13 protein-coding genes and 8 tRNA genes are annotated in these 17,321 nt (G+C 60.8%); 19 read left to right on the top strand and 2 right to left on the bottom strand.

Annotated features, from left to right (window positions below):
• Positions 1–46: 46 nt before the first annotated feature.
• The 16 genes from rlmE to B0E51_RS17050 all read left to right on the top strand — a co-directional run bounded on the left by rlmE (position 47) and on the right by B0E51_RS17050 (position 12,987).
• Complete coding sequence (rlmE, locus tag B0E51_RS17125) at positions 47–697, top strand: 23S rRNA (uridine(2552)-2'-O)-methyltransferase RlmE (RefSeq protein WP_077446189.1); 651 nt, start codon at positions 47–49, stop codon at positions 695–697.
• Positions 694–2,652 carry an ATP-dependent zinc metalloprotease FtsH gene (gene ftsH, locus B0E51_RS17120; RefSeq protein WP_174570695.1) on the top strand — a complete coding sequence of 653 codons (1,959 nt, stop codon included), beginning with the start codon at positions 694–696 and terminating at the stop codon, positions 2,650–2,652. The genes rlmE and ftsH overlap by 4 nt, the downstream gene beginning before the upstream one ends.
• 287 nt (positions 2,653–2,939) lie before the next feature.
• Positions 2,940–3,016, top strand: a tRNA-Arg gene (locus tag B0E51_RS17115).
• Positions 3,017–3,194: 178 nt separating this feature from the next.
• Positions 3,195–3,271, top strand: a tRNA-Pro gene (locus B0E51_RS17110).
• 28 nt (positions 3,272–3,299) lie between these two features.
• A tRNA-Arg gene (locus B0E51_RS17105) sits at positions 3,300–3,376 on the top strand.
• Positions 3,377–3,391: 15 nt separating this feature from the next.
• Positions 3,392–3,468 (top strand) — tRNA-His (locus B0E51_RS17100).
• 51 nt (positions 3,469–3,519) lie between these two features.
• A tRNA-Lys gene (locus B0E51_RS17095) sits at positions 3,520–3,595 on the top strand.
• 306 nt (positions 3,596–3,901) lie between these two features.
• Positions 3,902–3,986, top strand: a tRNA-Leu gene (locus tag B0E51_RS17090).
• A 92-nt stretch (positions 3,987–4,078) separates the two neighbouring features.
• Entirely contained in the window at positions 4,079–5,371 is a 1,293-nt protein-coding gene (gene tig / locus B0E51_RS17085) for a trigger factor (RefSeq protein ID WP_077446099.1), read from the top strand.
• A 90-nt stretch (positions 5,372–5,461) separates the two neighbouring features.
• Positions 5,462–6,085 (top strand): ATP-dependent Clp endopeptidase proteolytic subunit ClpP, encoded by a 624-nt coding sequence (clpP, locus tag B0E51_RS17080; protein WP_216840640.1) that lies wholly within the window; start codon positions 5,462–5,464, stop codon positions 6,083–6,085.
• 109 nt (positions 6,086–6,194) lie between these two features.
• Positions 6,195–7,487, top strand: a complete 1,293-nt coding sequence (gene clpX / locus B0E51_RS17075; RefSeq protein WP_077446097.1) for an ATP-dependent Clp protease ATP-binding subunit ClpX — start codon at positions 6,195–6,197, stop codon at positions 7,485–7,487.
• A 173-nt stretch (positions 7,488–7,660) separates the two neighbouring features.
• Positions 7,661–10,135, top strand: coding sequence for an endopeptidase La (lon, locus tag B0E51_RS17070; RefSeq protein WP_077446096.1), 2,475 nt, complete (start codon positions 7,661–7,663; stop codon positions 10,133–10,135).
• 338 nt (positions 10,136–10,473) lie between these two features.
• On the top strand, positions 10,474–10,746 hold the full coding sequence (locus tag B0E51_RS17065; protein WP_007511239.1) for an HU family DNA-binding protein: 273 nt from the start codon (positions 10,474–10,476) through the stop codon (positions 10,744–10,746).
• 19 nt (positions 10,747–10,765) lie between these two features.
• A tRNA-Val gene (locus B0E51_RS17060) sits at positions 10,766–10,840 on the top strand.
• 9 nt (positions 10,841–10,849) lie between these two features.
• Positions 10,850–10,926 (top strand) — tRNA-Asp (locus B0E51_RS17055).
• Between the two features lie 156 nt (positions 10,927–11,082).
• Positions 11,083–12,987 carry a SurA N-terminal domain-containing protein gene (locus tag B0E51_RS17050; RefSeq protein ID WP_077446095.1) on the top strand — a complete coding sequence of 635 codons (1,905 nt, stop codon included), beginning with the start codon at positions 11,083–11,085 and terminating at the stop codon, positions 12,985–12,987.
• Positions 12,988–13,232: 245 nt separating this feature from the next.
• Here B0E51_RS17050 and B0E51_RS17045 read toward each other — a convergent pair whose 3' ends face one another.
• Together B0E51_RS17045 and gloB are read right to left on the bottom strand one after the other, a co-directional pair.
• Positions 13,233–14,348 (bottom strand): transglycosylase SLT domain-containing protein, encoded by a 1,116-nt coding sequence (locus tag B0E51_RS17045; protein WP_343124673.1) that lies wholly within the window; start codon positions 14,346–14,348, stop codon positions 13,233–13,235.
• Positions 14,349–14,461: 113 nt separating this feature from the next.
• Entirely contained in the window at positions 14,462–15,223 is a 762-nt protein-coding gene (gene gloB / locus B0E51_RS17040) for a hydroxyacylglutathione hydrolase (RefSeq protein ID WP_077446094.1), read from the bottom strand.
• A 202-nt stretch (positions 15,224–15,425) separates the two neighbouring features.
• On the opposite strand from gloB, the gene B0E51_RS17035 reads away from it, so the two are divergent.
• From B0E51_RS17035 to dnaQ, 3 genes are all read left to right on the top strand, one after another.
• Positions 15,426–16,160 (top strand): methyltransferase domain-containing protein, encoded by a 735-nt coding sequence (locus tag B0E51_RS17035; protein ID WP_254424563.1) that lies wholly within the window; start codon positions 15,426–15,428, stop codon positions 16,158–16,160.
• 25 nt (positions 16,161–16,185) lie between these two features.
• A complete protein-coding gene (rnhA, locus tag B0E51_RS17030; protein ID WP_077446093.1) occupies positions 16,186–16,629 on the top strand; it encodes a ribonuclease HI in 444 nt (147 codons plus the stop codon).
• The coding region (gene dnaQ, locus B0E51_RS17025; RefSeq protein ID WP_077446092.1) for a DNA polymerase III subunit epsilon at positions 16,626–17,321 on the top strand (696 nt) is incomplete at its 3' end. The genes rnhA and dnaQ, both read left to right, overlap by 4 nt.

The following is a 17,321-nucleotide window of genomic DNA, read 5'->3' as shown; positions in this document are numbered from 1 at the left end:
GGGTATCATGCGGCATCCCGTTCCCCAATCTGTGACCGAAGACGACATGGCCCGCAGCAAAAGCAGCGCAGTCTGGCTGCGCGAACATTTCAACGACGAATTCGTCAAGAAAGCCCAGGCCGAGGGCTTGCGTTCGCGTGCGGTCTACAAACTGGAAGAGCTGATCGAGCGTGACCGCCTGCTCAAGCCGGGTATCAATGTGGTGGATCTGGGCGCAGCGCCGGGCAGCTGGTCGCAACTGGTGCGCAACCGCCTGGGCGACACCGGCAAGGTGTTCGCGCTGGACATCCTGCCGATGCAGAGCATTGCCGGGGTGGACTTCCTGCAGGGCGATTTCCGTGAAGAAACCGTGCTGCGCCAGCTGGAAGCCCGTTTGGAGGGATGCAAGCTGGATCTTGTGCTGTGCGATCTGGCCCCCAATATGAGTGGTGTGGCGCTGGCCGACCAGATCCGTGCAATGGCCCTGGCTGATCTGGCGCTGGATTTCAGTCGGCAGTGGCTCAAGCCGGGTGGTTCGTTCCTGATCAAGTTGTTTCAGGGCGTTGGCTTCGACGATTACTTGCGCAGCTTGCGTGCGGACTTCACCCGCGTAACCATGCGTAAACCAAAGGCCTCGCGCGCACGTTCGCGTGAGGTGTACGCGCTGGCGGTGGGCCTCAAGCCTTCGGCAGTGTCACCGGGCGAGAACCGTGCATGAATGAAACAGCGAAAAATGTGTTGCTCTGGGTAATCATCGCGGTGGTGCTGTTCGCCGTGTTCCAGAACTTCAATCCGCGCGGTACGTCCTCTTCGGACCTGCCGTACAGCAGCTTTGTGCAGAGTGTGGACAACGGCAACGTGGCCAGCGCCACGATCAGCGCCGATCAGCCAGCCACGCTCAGCGGCAAGCTGAAAGACGGCAGCACGTACCGCACGGTAGCTCCGATGCTCGGCTTCTCCACCAATGCGGTGGTCAAGCAGATGCAGGACAAGGGTGTTGAGGTCCGCCAGGATCCGTCCGAAGGTTTCTCGCTGATCGGCCTGCTGGTCAGCTGGCTGCCGGTGCTGCTGATCGTCGGCGTGTTCATCTGGTTCATGCGCCAGATGCAGTCCGGTGGCGGTGGCCGTGGTGCGATGAGCTTTGGCCGTTCGCGCGCCAAGCTGCAGGGTGAGGACCAGATCAAGGTCAACTTCAGCGACGTTGCCGGTTGTGACGAGGCGAAGGAAGAGGTCGGCGAACTGGTCGAATTCCTGCGTGATCCGGGCCGGTTCCAGAAGCTCGGCGGCAAGATTCCGCGCGGCGTGCTGATGGTCGGCCCGCCAGGTACCGGCAAGACCTTGCTGGCCAAGGCGATTGCGGGCGAGGCCAAGGTGCCGTTCTTCGCGATCTCCGGTTCCGACTTTGTCGAGATGTTTGTCGGCGTAGGCGCCAGCCGCGTGCGCGACATGTTCGAACAGGCCAAGAAACACGCGCCATGCATCATCTTCATCGACGAGATTGACGCCGTTGGCCGCCATCGCGGTGCCGGCCTCGGCGGTGGCCATGACGAGCGCGAACAGACGCTCAACCAGTTGCTGGTCGAGATGGATGGCTTCGAGGGTACCGAAGGCATCATCGTGATCGCCGCCACCAACCGTCCGGACGTGCTGGACCCGGCGCTGTTGCGGCCGGGCCGCTTCGATCGTCAGGTCGTGGTGGGTCTGCCCGATGTGCGTGGTCGCGAACAGATCCTCAAGGTGCACATGCGCAAGGTGCCGACCGCCAGCGACGTGAATGCGATGACCATCGCGCGTGGCACGCCGGGCTTTTCCGGCGCGGATCTGGCCAACCTGGTCAACGAGGCTGCGTTGTTCGCTGCGCGCGAGAACGCACGCGAAGTGCGCATGGTTCATCTGGACAAGGCCCGCGACAAGATCCTGATGGGCACCGAGCGTCGCTCGATGGCGATGAGCGAGGACGAGAAGAAGCTCACCGCCTATCACGAGGCTGGTCACGCCATCGTGGGTCGGCTGGTGCCCGAGCATGACCCGGTCTACAAGGTGACGATCATCCCGCGCGGTCGCGCACTCGGCGTGACGATGTACCTGCCTGAAGGCGACAAGTACAGCATCAACCGTGTGGCGATCCAGTCTCAGTTGTGCTCGCTGTATGGCGGACGCGTGGCCGAGGAACTGATCTTCGGTGCCGACAAGGTCACCACCGGTGCGTCCAACGACATCGAGCGGGCCACCAAGATGGCGCGCAACATGGCGACCAAGTGGGGCCTGTCCGACGAACTCGGTCCGATCACCTACGGTGAGGACGAGGACGAGGTGTTCCTCGGTCGCTCGGTGACCCAGCACAAGAGCATCTCCAACGAGACTGCCAGCAAGATCGATGAAGTGGTGCGTGGCATCCTTGATCGCGCCTATGCACGCAGCAAGGAACTGCTGACGGCGAATCTCGACAAGCTGCATACGATGGCCGAGCTGCTGCTGCAGTACGAGACCATCGATGCGCACCAGATCGACGATATCATGGCAGGGCGCGAGCCCGGGCCGCCGGCCGACTGGACAAAGAATGCGTCCAATGGCGCGACACCTCCACCTCCACCGCCGAAAGGTGATACCGGTTCAACGGTAGGCAAGGTGGGCGATCCTGCGACGCAGAATCGTTCCGGGCTGGAAGGCTGATTCCGGGTTTGGACGGCTATAACCTGGCTGCTGTGGAGTGACGAAAAAGGCCGCCCTGGAGCGGCCTTCTTCGTGTATGCGGTCGTGATCATGTTGATCGGGCGTTGGTCGCGAGTACTCGGAAAAGTCATGCGCCAGGCCATATTTGCGCTGCACGATCTCGCGAGATGAATAATTTTGACGAAAAGTGTTGACGCACGAGGGCGGAGCCTGAATAATTCCGCTCCTTGCTTCACCGCCTCGATGTCCAGGCATAAAGACGGCGAAGTTCGAACAATTTTCTCAGTGCGCCCGTAGCTCAGTTGGATAGAGTACCTGGCTACGAACTAGGTGGTCGGGAGTTCGAATCTCTCCGGGCGCACCATTTTATAAAGCGAGGCGGGGTGCTTGCACCCCGTTTTGTTTTCACGGAGCAAGTGATTTTTTCTCCGCGAAAACGATGGTGATCAAACATAAGGTGTGCTTCGATACGGATTGACTGAGCGAAGCGTCACCCGTAACATTTCAAGGCTCCGGTGGTGATGCTGTCGGGGATTCGAAAGCGGGGTATAGCTCAGTCTGGTAGAGCGTTGCGTTTGGGACGCAAAAGTCGGGGGTTCGAATCCCTCTGCCCCGACCAGCGACGCGATCTGCAGTCACAGTAGATGGCGCCTGTAGCTCAACCGGATAGAGCATCGGCCTTCTAAGCCGACGGTTGCAGGTTCGAGTCCTGTCGGGCGCACCAGTTTCAAGATTTATGGTGGGTGTAGCTCAGCTGGTTAGAGTCCCGGATTGTGATTCCGGTTGTCGTGGGTTCGAATCCCATCATCCACCCCAGTTTCAAGCCTGCCAGCTTCAAGTCAGGTTGTCAGGTACAAATCAGTTCAAGGGCCGTTAGCTCAGTTGGTAGAGCAGTTGACTCTTAATCAATTGGTCGAAGGTTCGAATCCTTCACGGCCCACCAAATCAAGCAAAACGCCGATCGCTTGCGATCGGCGTTTTGCTTTTCCGGGTATGCCATACGGCTGAGATCGGCATGTTTGCGTGATGGGCTACGGCGACTGGTGACGTTGAGGGGATGATTGCCTCATTGCGGCTGACTGACTTGTGCTGCGAGGGTTTGCAACCGTAAAATGGTCCGCTTTCGTATAAGGTAATCATCGACTTAGACCGACGTGCCGAGTGCACGCCGGAGGCGGCGGCAGGATACCTGGGCTGGCGAAAATCGGCTTCAGGATCATGTGGTTGCGCAAGTCTTGCGGGGCAACAGGCGAGAGTGGCGGAATTGGTAGACGCACCAGATTTAGGTTCTGGCGGTTAACCCCGTGGGGGTTCGAGTCCCCCCTTTCGCACCACGTCCCGTGGGTTTCCTTCTTTTTTGCCGGCGACAGTTGTCGCCATGGCGCCTGTGGCAGGCCCATAACATCAGGTAGTACCAGGAGACGTCATGCAGGTTTCGGTTGAGAACATCGGCACGCTCGAGCGCAAGCTCACGGTGAAGTTTCCCGCAGAGCGATTCGAGACGCAGGTCAGTGCGCGCATCGCGGAAATGGGCCGTACGGTACGGTTGAAGGGTTTCCGTCCGGGCAAGGTGCCGACGACGGTGATCACTCAGCGTTTCGGCGCGCAGGTGCGTGGCGAGGTGTTGTCCGACCTGATCGGCAGCACGCTGCGGGAAGCAGTCGAGCAGGAGAAGCTGCAGCCGATCGCGAATCCCGCAATCAATACCACCGGGCGACCGGAGAACGGTGAAATCGCCTATACGGCGACTTTCGAGATCATGCCGGAGTTCCCCGCGGTCGACGTGGCCGCGCTCGAGATCACCCGTCCGGTGGCTGTGGTAGCCGATGCCGACATCGACAAGATGCTGGAGACCCTGCGTCAGCAGCGTCGCAGCTTCGAGGAAGTCGAGCGTGCCTCGGTCGAGGGCGATTTCGTGATGTTCGAATACGCCGCCGAGGCCGGTGACTACCGTTTCCCGAGTGAAGGCCTGGAGCGTGCCGGCAGCGTGCTTGGTTCGGGCACCTTGTTCAAGGCGCTGGACGAGGCGTTGAGTGGTCGCAAGGCCGATGACAGCTTCGATGCCGAAATTGCGTTTCCGGAAGATTTCCGCAACGACCAGCTGGCTGGCAAGACCGCCAAGGTCAGCTTCAAGATCATCAAGGTGCAGGAGCCGAAACTGCCTGAACTCGATGGCGAATTCGCCAAGCTGTTCGGCATCGAGGATGGCGACCTGGACAACTTCCGCAAGGAAGTCCGTGCGAACCTCGAGCGCGAGCTGAAGGCTGCATTGATGGCGCGCCTGAAGTCCGAAGTGGCCGAAAAGCTGGCCGATACGCACGGCGAGCTGGATGTGCCGAAGCTGATGGTGCAGTCCGAAGCACGCAACATGGCCGTCGGCAGCGTGCCGCAGGGCCAGCAGCCGCCACCGCAGCTGATCGATGCTGCCATGCCGATCGCGCGCAAGCGCGTGATTGCCGGTTTGCTGATGGGCGAAATCGCCCGAAAGCAGGAGATCAAGATCGATCGCAAGCGCATTGCCGAGCAGCTTGCCGCGATCGCCTCGACCTACGAGGAGCCGGAAAAGGTCATTGAACTCTACAACGGCGACCCCCAATTGATGTCTGGGCTGCAGAATCGCGTGATGGAAGATCAGGTGGCCGAGTGGGTGGCGGAACATGCCAAGACCACCAACCTGGATCTGAGCTTCGATGACGTGATGCGCCCAGCCGGTGCCTGATTGATTCAGGCATCGTGACAATCGGGCCTGATCCGACTTCAGGCCCGATGCCATACTGTCAGGTACATCAACCGGAGAGCTGCAATGGCCATGGATCAGATCCAGAACCTCAATTTGATACCGATGGTCGTCGAGCAGACCGCTCGCGGCGAGCGCTCCTACGACATCTACTCGCGTCTGCTGAAGGAGCGGGTGATCTTCCTGGTGGGCGAAGTCAACGACCAGGTTGCCAACCTGCTGGTCGCGCAGATGCTGTTCCTTGAGTCGGAGAACCCGGACAAGGACATCCAGTTCTATATCAACAGCCCGGGCGGCGCCGTTACCGCTGGCCTGGCGATCTACGACACCATGCAGTTCATCAAGCCGAATGTCAGCACCATGTGCATCGGCCAGGCCTGCAGCATGGGCTCGTTCCTGTTGATGGCCGGCGCCAAGGGCAAGCGCTTCGCGTTGCCGAATTCACGCATCATGATTCACCAGCCCTCCGGCGGTGCGCAGGGCCAGGCGACCGACATCGAGATCCAGGCGCGCGAGATCCTGTACATCCGCGAGCGTCTGAACAAGCTGTATGTCCAGCACACCGGCCAGCCGCTTGAGAAGATCGAACTGGACATGGAGCGCGACCGCTTCATGAGCCCGGTGGACGCAAAGGCTTACGGTTTGATCGACGAAGTGCTCGACAAGCGCGCCGGCGAAACGGTCAAATCGGCCTGATTTCCACGTTCTACCCACGAGCCGTGAAGCGGGCTCTGCGTCTGGATGCAGACGCGGAGCCCTGTGTTATTCTCGCGGCGCACTCAGATTTACCAGCGGGATCGAAAGTATGAGCGACGACCGGCAGGGGCGTTCCAGCGACAGCGGCAAGATTCTCTATTGCTCCTTCTGTGGCAAGAGCCAGCACGAAGTACGCAAACTGATCGCGGGTCCGTCCGTGTTCATCTGCGACGAGTGCGTGGAACTGTGCAACGACATCATCCGCGAGGAGCTGGAGGAAAAGGCTGCCTCCGGCCGTACCCAACTGCCCAAGCCGCGTGAGATCCGCGAATCGCTGGATCAGTACGTGGTGGGTCAGACCCGTGCCAAGAAGGCGTTGGCAGTGGCGGTCTACAACCATTACAAGCGGATCGAGTCGCGCCAGAAGAGCGACGATATCGAGCTGGGCAAATCCAACATCCTGCTGATCGGACCGACCGGTTCGGGCAAGACGCTGCTGGCTGAAACGCTGGCGCGCCTGCTCAACGTGCCGTTCACGATCGCCGACGCCACCACGCTGACCGAGGCCGGTTACGTGGGTGAGGATGTCGAGAACATCATCCAGAAGTTGCTGCAGAAGTGCGACTACGACGTCGAGAAGGCGCAGTCGGGCATCGTCTACATCGACGAGATCGACAAGATCTCGCGCAAGAGCGAGAACCCGTCGATTACCCGCGACGTGTCGGGCGAGGGCGTGCAGCAGGCGCTGTTGAAGCTGATCGAGGGCACGCTCGCCTCGGTGCCGCCGCAGGGTGGCCGCAAGCATCCGCAGCAGGAATTCCTGCAGGTCGACACCAAGAACATCCTGTTCATCTGCGGTGGCGCGTTCGCCGGTCTGGAGAAGGTCATCCAGCAGCGTTCCGAAACCACGGGTATCGGTTTTTCTGCCGAGATCCGCAGCAAGGAGCGCACCGAGAATCTGGGCAAGGTACTGTCCGACGTGGAACCTGCCGATCTGGTCCGTTTCGGCCTTATCCCGGAGTTCGTGGGGCGTTTGCCGGTGGTGGCTACGCTTGATGAACTGGACGAGCCGGCACTGGTGAAGATCCTCACCGAACCGAAGAACGCGGTGACCAAGCAGTTCAAGAAGCTGTTCGAGATGGAAGAGGTGGAGCTGGAGTTCCGTCCCGAGGCGCTGCAGGCAATCGCCAAGAAGGCGCTCAAGCGCAAGACTGGCGCCCGTGGCCTGCGCACCATCCTGGAGCAGGTGCTGCTCGATACCATGTATGAACTGCCGTCGCTGGAGCATGTCAGCAAGGTGGTGGTGGATGACGCGGTGATCGATGGCCAGGCCGAGCCCTACCTGATCTATCGCGGCAACCTGCAGCAGCGTGTGGCTGGCGAGAGCAGCGGCGCAGCCTGATCGCTCCCGCAGGTTTGTCCTGACGACGGCCCCGGCGATTTCACCGGGGCCGTTCTGTTTTCAGCCTCCAGTACACCTTGAGTGAGCGCCCTGCAGCCACCACTTGACCTGATGATGTGCCCGGCGCAGTGTCGGGACGAAACCTGATCCGAATTCCGAGGAACCCGTCTTCCATGGCCAAGAACGCCCCCCTTCCTGTTGCGCTGGACGCCTTGCCGGTATTGCCGCTGCGCGACGTGGTGGTCTACCCGCACATGGTCATCCCGTTGTTTGTCGGTCGCGACAAATCCATGCGTGCGCTTGAGCGCGCGATGGAGGGCGAGCGGCAGATCCTGCTGGTGGCGCAGAAGAGCCCGGATATCGACGATCCGGAGATCGCCGATCTGCATCAGATCGGTACGCTGGCTGGCGTGTTGCAGTTGCTGAAGCTGCCCGACGGCACGGTCAAGGTGCTGGTCGAGGGGCAGTCGCGCGTGTCGGTCGAGGATTTCCGCGAAGAAGGCGGCATGCTGATGGCACGCTCGCGCCTGATTGAGCCGGTCTACAACGCCAAGGAGCGCGAACTCGACGTGGTGTCGCGCACGCTGATCTCGTTGTTCGAACAGTTGGTCAAGCAGAGCCGCAAGCTGCCGCCGGAAGTCCTGGCCAGCCTGTCCAGTATTGACGATCCGTCACGCGTCGCCGACTCCATTGCCGGACATCTTTCGGTACGCATGGCCGACAAGCAGCGGGTGCTGGAAACGGCTGACGTGGGCCAGCGGCTGGAACTGCTGATCGGTCTGGTCGATGGCGAGATGGACTTGCAGCAGGTCGAGAAGCGCATTCGCGGCCGGGTCAAGTCGCAGATGGAGAAGAGCCAGCGCGAGTATTACCTCAACGAGCAGATGAAGGCGATCCAGAAGGAGCTCGGCGACAGCGAGGAGGGCCCCAACGAGATCGAGGAACTGCAGAAGAAGATCGAGACTTCCGGCATGCCGAAAGCTGTGCTGACCAAGGCACGGCAGGAATTCGGCAAGCTCAAGCAGATGTCGCCGATGTCGGCCGAAGCGACCGTGGTGCGCAACTACCTCGACTGGCTGGTCGGTGTGCCGTGGAAGAAGCGCAGCAAGGTGCGCAAGGACCTGCAGATGGCGCAGGAAGTGCTCGACGCCGATCACTTCGGGCTGGAGAAGGTCAAGGACCGCATCCTTGAATATCTCGCCGTGCAGCAGCGCGTGTCGGTGATGAAGGGCCCGATCCTGTGTCTGGTCGGGCCGCCCGGCGTGGGCAAGACCTCGCTGGGGCAGTCGATCGCCAAGGCGACCAACCGGAAATTCGTGCGCATGAGCCTCGGTGGCGTGCGTGACGAGGCCGAGATCCGCGGGCATCGGCGCACCTATATCGGTTCGATGCCCGGACGCATCGTGCAGAACATCAACAAGGTGGGTGCCAAGAACCCGTTGTTCGTGCTGGACGAGATCGACAAGATGTCGATGGACTTCCGTGGCGACCCGTCGTCAGCGTTGCTGGAAGTGCTCGATCCGGAGCAGAACCATGCATTCAACGACCATTACCTGGAGGTCGATCTCGACCTGTCCGAGGTGATGTGGATCGCCACCGCGAACTCGTTGAACATTCCCGGTCCGTTGCTCGACCGCATGGAGGTCATCCGCATTCCCGGTTACACCGAGGATGAAAAGCTCGGCATCGCGCAAAAATACCTGCTGTCGAAACAGCTCAAGGCGAATGGCCTGAAGTCCGAAGAACTCAGCGTGGACGAAGAGGCGCTGCGCGACATCGTGCGCTACTACACGCGCGAGTCGGGCGTACGCAGTCTTGAGCGCGAGATTTCCAAGATCTGTCGCAAGGTGGTCAAGGAGCTGACCCTGGGTGAGGTAAAGAAGGTCAAGGCGAAGGCTCCATCCGCCAAGACGGGCAACGCCAAAGCCAAGCCAGCGCCCGGTCGGGTCAAGGTGAATTCGGCCAATCTGGATCATTACCTGGGTGTTCGTCGTTTCGATTTCGGCCGCAAGGAATTGCAGAACGAAGTCGGTCTGGTGACGGGGCTGGCCTGGACCCAGGTCGGTGGCGAGCTGCTCAGCATCGAAGCCTCGGTGGTACCCGGCAAGGGCCGATTGGTAAATACCGGCCAGCTTGGCGATGTGATGAAGGAGTCGATCCAGGCGGCGTTGTCGGTCGTGCGTGCGCGCGTCGATCAACTCGGCATCGATTCAGAATTCCACCAGAAGCTCGATGTGCATATCCATGTGCCTGAAGGCGCCACTCCGAAGGATGGTCCGAGTGCGGGCATCGCGATGTGTACGGCGCTGGTTTCGGTGTTGACCAAGGTGCCGGTGCGTTCCGAAGTGGCGATGACCGGCGAGATCACCTTGCGTGGTCGTGTACTGCCGATCGGTGGCCTCAAGGAAAAGCTGCTGGCTGCACATCGAGGTGGGATCACCACGGTGATCATTCCGGAGGATAACAAGAAGGATCTGGCGGACATGCCGGACAACATCACGTCCTCGCTGGAAATTCATCCGGTGCGCTGGATCGACGAAGTCCTGGATATCGCGCTGGAGCGGCCGTTGCAGCCCAACCCCGTCAAGGAGGAGGCACCTGCGGCGGTTGCTGGTGAGTCGGCGGAAGTGCACTCGCGCACACACTGAGCGGGCGGGATCGGCTCTCCGGAAATGCCCTGTCGGGACAGGGCATTTCTGCTTGCGTTGGACTGCTGGACGATGACCTTGCGTGGTAGTCCTCTGGCGCTCGTTTTGCAAGCGATTTCTTCTGTGGTCGATCTGCCGGAAACGTTGCTGTGGCTTGTGTTGCGGATTCCGGCAAGGCACTGGTATAAAGGCGGCACCGCAGTCCCGGCGTTACTTCAGTCAGCGCAGCGATGCGGGGTTGCGTTACGGCGCCTAGTCAAGAGCCAACCATCCATGCCGGCGTTGTCCCGTCCCTGGACCGACCACGTTGTGCGAAACCGAACAAGGGAGTTTTTTCAATGAATAAAACCGATCTGATCAATGCCATCGCCGAAAAGGCCGAGCTGACCAAGGCCGATGCCGGCCGCGCGCTCGAAGCCTTCTTCGAAACCGTGCAGAAGTCGTTGAAGAAGGGCGAGGACGTCTCGGTGGTGGGTTTCGGCACGTTCACCGTGCGCAAGCGCGCTGCCCGTACCGGTCGCAACCCGCGTACCAACGAAGCGATCAAGATCAAGGCTTCGAAAGTCCCGGCTTTCAAGGCTGGCAAGACCCTCAAGGATGCCCTAAACTAAGCGGCTGACGCTTGGTTTCGGGTGCTTAGCTCAGCGGTAGAGCGTCGCCCTTACAAGGCGGTGGTCGTAGGTTCGATCCCTACAGCACCCACCAGAAAAATGCGGAGTGGTAGTTCAGTCGGTTAGAATGCTGGCCTGTCACGCCGGAGGTCGCGGGTTCGAGTCCCGTCCACTCCGCCACAGTTCGCAAGGGCGCCCGTGTGGCGCCCTTGTCATTTGAGTCATGCGTGTTCGCCCGCGTCCTGAGCGATCGAACGCGGGTGTCTGTGGGGTGATAGCTGCCTCGCGTGCACCATGAGCATCACGCGCTTTCAACCACGTTGCGGGAAGATTTCGATGCTGCAGGCAATGCGTAACAAAATGCACGGATGGCCGGCCACCATAGTGCTGGGTCTCGCTGTTCTGGCAATGTCGCTGTTCGGCATGGAGAGCTACTTCATGTCGCGCTCGGATTCGTTCGTGGCGAAGGTCGGCAAGCACGAAATCACCCAGAACGATTACCAGAGCCGAATGAACCAGCTGCGGCAGCAGGCTAGTGCCGAGCAGGGTGATCATTTTGACGCCAGCATCTTCGAGAAGCCCGAAACGAAGCAGCGTGTGGTTGATGCCCTGATCGACCAGCAGCTGCTGCTGCAGGCCAACGACGACTGGGGCATGCGTGTAGCCGATCAGTCGGTGCGTGACTACATCTCCCAGATTCCCGTGTTCCAGGTCAACAACCAGTTCGACCCGACCAGCTACCGCGCGTGGCTCGCCAGCCAGCGCAAGACGCCGGAAACGTTCGAGAGCGAGATCCGCTCGTCGCTGTCGGTTCAGCTGTTGCCGGATGCGATCACCGGTAGCACCATCGCCAGCGATGCGCAGGTCGACGGTTATCTGAACCTGCTTACCCAGCGTCGTGACCTGAGCTATTTCGTGCTGCCGAAGCCGGCCCAGGTTGACAGCGTGGCAAGTGATGCGCAGATCGAGACGTATTACAAGGCGCATCAGGCCGATTACATGAATCCCGAGCAGGTCTCGGTGAAGTACATCGAAGTCAATGGTGCCGATCTCAAACCGGACACCGCACCGAGCGACGAGGACCTGAAGAAACGCTATCAGGACGAGAAGCAGCGCTTCGTGCAGCCTGAGCAGCGGCTTGTTTCGCACATCCTGATCAACGTGCCGGCCAATGCCACACCGGATCAACAGAAGGCAGCACTGGCCAAGGCCGAGAAGATTGCGGCAGGGCTCAATCAGAGCGATTTCGCCAAGGTGGCCGAACAGGATTCCGAGGATCTGGGCTCCAGGCGCCAGGGCGGTGATCTGGGCTGGCTCGAAAAGGGCGTGACGAATGCCGCCTTTGATTCGGCGATGTTCGCCTTGCAGAAAGGCGAGATTTCCAAGCCGATTCTGTCGCCCGACGGTTACCACATCATCTGGCTGCGCGATGTCCGCAGCGGTGAATCCAAGCCGTTTGATGAAGTGCGTGACCAGCTGGTCAAAGAAGCCTCAGCCGCTGATCGCGACCGCAAGTACAACGACATTGCCGGCAAGTTGTCCGACAGCACTTATCAGAATCCGACGTCGCTTGAGCCCGCTGCAACAGCCATGGATCTGCCGATCAAGAGCACCGCGCTGTTCTCGCGCAAGGGCGGTGAGGGCCTGCTCGCGAATCCGAAAGTGATTGCTGCGGCCTTCAGTGATGACGTGCTGGTACAGGGCAACAATTCCGGCCTGATCGACCTTGGCAACGATCACTCGGTGGTGATCCACGTCGACAAACATGTGGCGGCTGCGGCGCGTCCGCTGGCCGAGGTACGCGCCGACGTCACGCAGAAGATCATCGACGAGCGTACGGTTGCTGCCGAGAAGAAGCTGTCCGACGAGGCCCTGGCACGCCTCGGCAAGGGTGAGGCCATGCCAGTGGTGGCTGCTGCGATGGGGGCTCAACTCAAGAGCGTGAACGAGGCGACCCGTCAAGGTACCAATCTGCCGGCGCCGCTGCTCACGCAGGCGTTCCTGATGCCTCACCCCATCGCCGGCAAGTCGCAATTCGCCGCAGTGGACATGAAAGACGGTACCTATGCCTTGCTGGCCGTGGACAAAGTGCAGGACGGCGACCTGACCAAGATTCCGCCGGAACAGCGCGATGCGCTGCGTCAGCAGATGGCCCAGGCCTATGGATCCGAGGCTACGCGCGAAATGCTTGAGCTGCTGCGAGCCAAGACCAAGATCAAGATCAACAACAGCCTCATGTAAGCTCGGCATGGCGATCTGCAAAAGCAAAAGGGGCGGCCAATGGCTGCCCCTTTTGCGTCTGATTGAATGGTGCGGTGAGATATCGGCATGGGTGATTTCGCCACTGATGTCTGGGGAAGTCCAAACGCTCAGATGACTGGCCGCGGTTGAGCGGTTGCTGTCGGGAAGACACGGGTTGTGCCGTGCAGGTTCGGCGCTATGGAATAACCGCTTGGGCAAGATCCGGATGACACATATGACTGGTGTCAGTGGTTGTCGTTGATCTGCAGCACCTGGCCCGGTTTCAGTATTGGCCCGTGCAGATGGTTCCAGCGCTGCAGCTGGGCTGTGCTCACCGAATAGTGGTGGGCAATCTGCCACAGGCTCTCGCCGTTCTGTACGGTGTGGGTTTTCTGATTTTGGGAGATGTTGACCGACGTGCCGGCTGCGGGGAGAGCTGAAACCGGATCGCTGCCGCCAGTGTCATCGAGCGAAAGGCTTGTGCTGGCAGTGGGGCGGCTGCCCTGACTCAGCAGCGCCTCACGAAACTGCTGGGCATGGCTCGCCGGCAGCAGCAGGTATGACGCAGCAGCCGTGTCGATCGTGTCAGTACGGAATGCGGCATTCAGATCCTTCAGCGAATCCACCGACATGCCCGCGCGATCGGCAGCTTGCGCGATCGGCATGGAGTGGGGCATCGCCACCTGTACCAGATGCTGTTCGTCGGACAGTGTGGGCAGGCTGACGTTGAAACGATCCGGTTCACGCACCACGCAAGCCATCGCCAGCAGCTTGGTCAGATGCTCGCGGGTTACCTTGCGTACGGGCCATGATGGTATCACCGGCTCATTCGCTGGCATGCCATGCTGCTGGATGTATTTCTTTACAGAGAATTCGCCAGCGTTGTAGGCGTAATCGGCCACACGCCAGTCGCTGAATTCATCATGGTATTGCTTGAGCAGTTTCATGACCGCGTTGGCAGCGGCAGGTACATCCAGGCGACCGTCGTAATGACCGTCGACGCGCAATCCCATTGAACCTGCAGTGACAGGCATGATCTGCCAGATGCCGGCGGGAAGGTTCTTGCGTCCGGGCACCGGCCGGAAATGGCTTTCGATCCATGGCAGCAGTACGAACTCACCAGCAACATCGTATTGCGCAGCAACCTGCTGCACGTAGACAAGTTGTGGCAACACCGCATGCAGCTGATTCTCGAATTGTTGCGGATTGCGGGTGTAACGCCTGGCCCAGACCAGTATCTCCGGGTCGGCGTCGCAGTCGGCCATGGCGAAACTGCTGCGCAGCTGATCCCACACATCGGTTGTTGCGGGTGCTATTTCAATCTTGTCGGCCGAAGGCGCGGTGGGAGTATCGATGGTCACCGCCGCAGATGGTTCGACGGTGTGTCGAGACGGCGTCTGCGTGGGTGCACCAGCACAGGCAGCTAAAAGGATTGAAAGGGCAAGTGGCAGCGATCGAAGATGGCGTATTCTCATCAGTGGAATCCGTCCTTGGCTTCGCGCACGGCAGCGAAACGGGCGACACGATCGTTGTAGATGCCACGCTGTAGGCACCACGCGGCAACCGCATCGGTATCGACGCGCAGGAACGGGTTGGCGGCCAGCTCATCGGCAAGTGCGACCGGCAGCGTGGGACGTAGCTGCCTGCGCAGCACGGCGACTTCCTGCAGACGATGGTGCAGCTTCAGATTCTCCGGTTCGACGGTCAGCGCGAACCGTCCATTGGCTTCGGTGTATTCGTGGCCTCCGCAGACCAGGGTTTCTCCAGGCAGTGCGGACAAGCGGTCCAGCGAGGCAAGCATTTGAGCCGGACTCCCTTCGAACAGCCTGCCGCAGCCCAGGCTGAACAAGGTGTCGCCGCATAGCAGCAGGCCTGCCCCGACATAGGCGACATGACTGAGCGTATGGCCGGGTATCGCGATGACGTCGAAACGGACATGCGGTAATGCCAGCTCGATCGTGTCGCCATCGCGCACGAACTCGGTGACTCCGGCGATGCGTTCGTCGACGGGTGCGTACACCGGCACGGCATGATGCCTGCACAGTTCGGCGACGCCTCCGATGTGATCATGATGGTGGTGGGTCAGCAGTATCGCGCGCAACTGCAGCTGTCGTGCCTTCAGTGCCTGCTCCACAACCGCGGCATCGCCGGGGTCGACCACGATCGCATTGCCGTCGCTGTCATGCAGCAGCCAGATGTAGTTGTCGACGAGGGCTGGTAACGGGACGAGATGCAAGATTGAGCTCCGCTGCGTTTAAGGAGCATCCGATGAACCGGATGTCGATTCCTAGGCGAACGACAGACGCAGCCATCCGGGGCGCGCATCAAGCGGTGGACTATAAAGAGGCTTTGCCGTCTGCTCGTTAGCAGATCGTTAATTGGGTGTTTGATTATTCAGCTGCGTGCGGCAGTTCCATTTTGCCTGCTACCGAACGGTCATGAGCCGCTACACTGCGGAAACAGATTGGGATCAGGCCGGCTGCATGCTTCAACGTGATTGCGACATCTATGCCAGTGCGCCGTTGCGCCGATTGCTGGATGACCAGACGCGTGTGATGGCTACCGATTTGCAGCGCTGTTTCGGCACGCATGGACTGCTGCTGAGTGCGACAGTCAATGATGCGCCACCTGCCTTGCCGCTGCTCGGCAACTGGACCCGGCTGTGGGTGAGCAACCATCGTTATCGGGGTGACCTGCGCGCCACGGCCGACGAGCCGTTGCCATTCATCGATGATGCGTTTGAACTGGTTCTGTTGCGCCACGCCCTGGAGGTCGTTGCGGCACCAACGGCTGTACTTGCCGAGGCGGTTCGCGTGCTCGCGCCCGGTGGCGTGCTGGTGGTGACGGGTGTGCACCCGCTCAGCGGCTGGGCACCCTGGTTCTGGTGGCGTACACGCGGCAGGCAGCGGGCCTTGCAGGTACCGTTGCGGCTCAGCCACGGGCTGCAGCAGGCCGGGTTGGAGATCGAGCGGGCGCAGCGGGTGGGGCAGACATGGCCTGTGGGCACCGCGACGCCGGGCCCGACTGGCGCGAATGTCTGGGGTGGTGGCTATGTGCTGATTGCACGCAAGCGTCGCCGCATGGTCACGCCACTGCGGATCAAACCGGTGCCCGTGCGGGTGCCGGCGAACAGTCGATTGTCGCCCGGTACGCGGCGCAGTTCGACGCTGTGACTTTCAATGGAACACGTGATCAACGATGAGCGAAGTGGAAGCATTTACCGACGGTGCGTGCCTGGGCAATCCGGGTCCCGGTGGCTGGGCCGCCCTGCTGCGGGCGAAGGGCAGCGAGCGCATGGTCGCCGGCGGTGATCCGGCCACCACCAACAACCGGATGGAGCTGATGGCAGCGATCGGCGCGCTGGAGGCATTGAAGCGCCCTTGCCAGGTGATGCTTACCACCGACTCACGCTATGTGATGCAGGGCATCGAGGAGTGGGTGCCGAAGTGGCGTGCGAACGGCTGGCGCACCGCCGACAAGAAGCCGGTGAAGAACCAGGATCTGTGGCAGCGCCTGTCCACGGCGGTCAGCACGCATCAAGTGCGCTGGAAGTGGGTGAAGGGCCACAACGGTCACGCCGAGAACGAGCGGGTCGACCAGGCTGCGCGTGAACAGGCTGAACTGATGAAGGGTGCAGCATGAGGCAGATCGTTCTCGATACGGAAACCACCGGCCTGGAAGTTCGCCAGGGGCATCGGCTGATCGAGATCGCCTGTGTCGAGATGGTCGAACGCCGGCTCACTGGTCGGCACTACCAGACTTATCTCAACCCGGAGCGCGCAATCGACGAGGGCGCACGGCAGGTGACTGGTATCGCCGACGAGTTCCTGCTCGACAAGCCGTACTTTGCCGAGGTGGTGGATGAGTTCCTCGCTTTTATCGATGGCGCCGAACTGATCATCCACAACGCCAGTTTCGATGTCGGGTTTCTTGATGCCGAGCTGGCGCGGCTGGACAACGGCAACGGCCGGATCGGTGACCGCTGCAGTGTGCTCGACACGCTGGCGATGGCGCGCGAACGTTATCCGGGTCAACGCAACAGCCTCGATGCGCTGTGCAAGCGATTGGGCGTGGACAATTCACGGCGTGATCTGCATGGTGGTCTGATCGACGCGCAGCTGCTCGCGGACGTCTATCTCGCGATGACCTCAGGGCAGGAAGCCTTCGATCTGGGTTTCGGTGCCGCGGCCGCCGAGAAGCGCGACACGGCGGTTATTGCGCCAGTGGTGTTGCATGCGCGTCCGCTGGTGCTGCGTGCGTCGCCGGAAGAGCTGGCTTTGCATGAGCAGCGGTTGGATGCGTTGGACAAGAGTGCGGGTGGGGTGAGTGTTTGG

The sequence above is a fragment of the Rhodanobacter sp. C05 genome (assembly GCF_002001165.1).
Classification (GTDB): Bacteria; Pseudomonadota; Gammaproteobacteria; order Xanthomonadales; family Rhodanobacteraceae; genus Rhodanobacter.
The sequence above is the reverse complement of the archived record's forward strand: the minus strand, read 5'-3'. Positions and strand labels throughout refer to the sequence as shown.